Origin of the sequence: Cytobacillus sp. S13-E01, assembly GCF_029193815.1 — a bacterium.
Classification (GTDB): Bacteria; Bacillota; Bacilli; order Bacillales; family Bacillaceae_L; genus Bacillus_BV.
This window is the reverse complement of record NZ_JARFVC010000071.1, coordinates 1-2,610: the sequence shown is the minus strand read 5'-3', so window position 1 is coordinate 2,610 and position 2,610 is coordinate 1. Positions and strand designations below refer to the sequence as shown.

2 protein-coding genes and 1 pseudogene are annotated in these 2,610 nt (G+C 33.8%); all 3 read left to right on the top strand.

Going from position 1 to position 2,610, the window contains the following annotated elements; translation table 11 throughout:
* A pseudogene (locus PY093_RS21140) lies at window positions 1-333 on the top strand (IS4 family transposase); the annotation flags it as partial.
* A 509-nt stretch (window positions 334-842) separates the two neighbouring features.
* Window positions 843-1,049 carry a YuzI family membrane protein gene (locus PY093_RS21505; RefSeq protein ID WP_275647709.1) on the top strand — a complete coding sequence of 69 codons (207 nt, stop codon included), beginning with the start codon at window positions 843-845 and terminating at the stop codon, window positions 1,047-1,049.
* Window positions 1,050-1,182: 133 nt separating this feature from the next.
* Window positions 1,183-1,935: a YjbA family protein gene (locus PY093_RS21130; protein ID WP_275647708.1), complete on the top strand. Its 753-nt coding sequence runs from the start codon at window positions 1,183-1,185 to the stop codon at window positions 1,933-1,935.
* Window positions 1,936-2,610 lie beyond the last annotated feature (675 nt).

Genomic DNA, 2,610 nt, shown 5'->3' with positions numbered 1-2,610 from the left:
CAGCATTTGGTCATTAAAAAATGTTATGGAAAAAGCGCAAATGCCGTTTACAATCAAATTTACATAGCTATGATCACCTTTTGTCTAACTTTATTGATGAAGAAAAAAGTAAGTTATCAAGGAACCCTCCTTGATATGCTTGAGTTTTTAGGTGAATATTGGTCGAAATGCTTCTTCAATTTTGTAAAAGCACTTTTTGAAAGGCCTGATCGATCATCAGATGGTCGAAGGCGACTAAACCATGAACAGGTTTTCACTGAAACCCTAGCACAGTTTGAAAAAGGAGATGTTCAGCATTTAGATGAATTAACATATGACCCTGTTTATTTGTAAAATTATGGATAAGGACTACCTTCAAATAGGACCCCTTACCCTTTTTTCTCAATTAACCTAAAAGTAAAAATACAGAATATTCTGTTATGTCATATTTTGGAATGATATTCAAAAATATACCTTTTTTACACTCTTGACTTTTTCATAATTTTTTTATGCAACGCTAGTGAGGAAATTATAAAATTGTAAGGTTGTGTATAACTTCGAGTCTTTGTCTATCTACGTCCAGCTCCAGGCGCCATCGGCTCGAGGTCATAAGCCAATCCGTCCGGAAAGTTAAAGAACAACCTTCCAGCCGGCTTGTCTTATGCTTGTCGCCGATAAGCGGGCGCCTTGCGCTTTTCTTGTTTTGTACTAAATCACTATAAATTGTAAGAATTAGTTTCAAAAATTATAGTATTTCTAAAATGTTCCTAACATATAGATTTAGTATAGCTGGACAAGTTGGGGGCGGTTTGAAATGGGATATTTGATGAAACTTAGACATATGGACTTGTTAGGAATCCACGATGATTTTTAGAATGTTTGTCTTTTTGTTCGGTTTTGGACTAGCAATAATCGGGGGTATTAGCGCAATTGCTTATTTAAACTTACTTACCACAGGACATGGAATTACTGAATACTTCCTCTTTATTTCCAGAAGACTCGAATGTTATATGCTTCCGTTAGGTATCTTTTTACTATGGACAAGTATTTATTATCCTTCTAAAAAATAAAAATGCATTTGTTTATTCCAATTTTAAAGTATTTAAAAGAGGAATTTTTCATACAATATATGAAGATTATGGAATAAAGTTACTCTGTTCTGCCTATACTGTTGACAAACAGTTGTGAAGTGAGGGGTAGAACATGTTGTATCTTCATGATATTTGGGTAAATTGGTTTGAAGGTGAAGAGAACGGTTACAATGTTTGTCACTTCCACGAGTGGCGAAAAGACGACAGCGTTGAACTTCTAGACCAAGTCCCTTTACTTAAAGTGGATGCTATACTTTTTAATTACATTGAAAATGATTTAATGGATTTGCCACAACAATTATTAAATGATATCAATCAAAAAGCTTATGTTAGAAAAAATCATGAACGAATTCAGTTAGATTATTGTTTTGTTGTCACCGATGGACAAGGTATTATTGCAGTTGATACGATAGGTTATACCTTACCAATTCGTAAAAGTCGTTTAATTCCTAGACAAGAACAACTCGTATATGACATGGTTAGTGAACAGGAATCAATATCGTATTCATTTGGCTCGATAAGGACTAGACATGACAAAGAATATCATATTCTTTCACCATCACCTGAAGAAATGGCCGGACTAACAAGAAAAGAACGTCAGTTAAAACAATTATTATTTATGGCTCTTGATCAGCTGCAGTCCACTAAAAATACTGCAGAAGTAAGGTATTGGTACACTGAGTGGGATCCACAAAAGTATGGGCCAATTCAATCATTGAGCTTTGATGAAGTTTGGGAGAGTTTATATGAGGAAACAAGACATGGTTGGTCACCGAAACATGTTCAATTATGTGAAAATTTAATAAAGGGACAACCTTTCTTTGAAAAACTCTGGGAACTAGAGCATGAAACAAAAGTCAATTAACCCTTGATGTACTTTTTAATAATTAAAAAAAGCAGCTACACATAATTTCAGCTGCTTTTTTGGCAAATCAGAATTTATATAAAAATTCTGATTTGCCAAAAAAGTGAGTAGGGATTCCCTTAGTAGTTCGGTTCAGAGGTAGAAAATCAAAAATAACAGGTCATTTTTAAGACGAATTCGTCTTTTTGTCTATACTGATATTATAAGGTTTATTGAGTTTTAATAGTAAAATTAGCATTAGATTTAACAAACGTTTTAGCAAGTTTAATAAATAAGCGGAGAAATTTCTCTTAATTACGAAATAGCACTTAAAATCGCTTAAATAGACGGAAGGATTCCGACTATTTACACAAAAAACGTCAAAATGGATCATTTTGCATTGCTTAAGCGGAAAACCTCCGCTTATATACCCTGAACCAAGCCTTATTACGCAGTTTAACCGGAAAATCTCCTCTTATTTTAACTATCACTGGGTACTAAATATAGGATGAGTTCTGATGAATTTAGAAATGTCGTAAGAATTGACATCCCAATTGACACTTAATTTTGGTAAGCGTCAAATACAGCCCACATTCTATTAATAGTGAGTCCATGAGATAATCTCCCTAGAAATCATATTGGGAGGTTTTTCTATGACCCTTAAGGAAAAAAGAACAGAATGGAAAGCACGATACG

Bases quoted from the DNA above. Each gene is read 5' to 3' on its own strand.
- PY093_RS21130 (WP_275647708.1), top strand. From the start codon at position 1,183: ATGTTGTATCTTCATGATATTTGGGTAAATTGGTTTGAAGGTGAAGAG.
- PY093_RS21505 (WP_275647709.1), top strand. From the start codon at position 843: ATGATTTTTAGAATGTTTGTCTTTTTGTTCGGTTTTGGACTAGCAATA.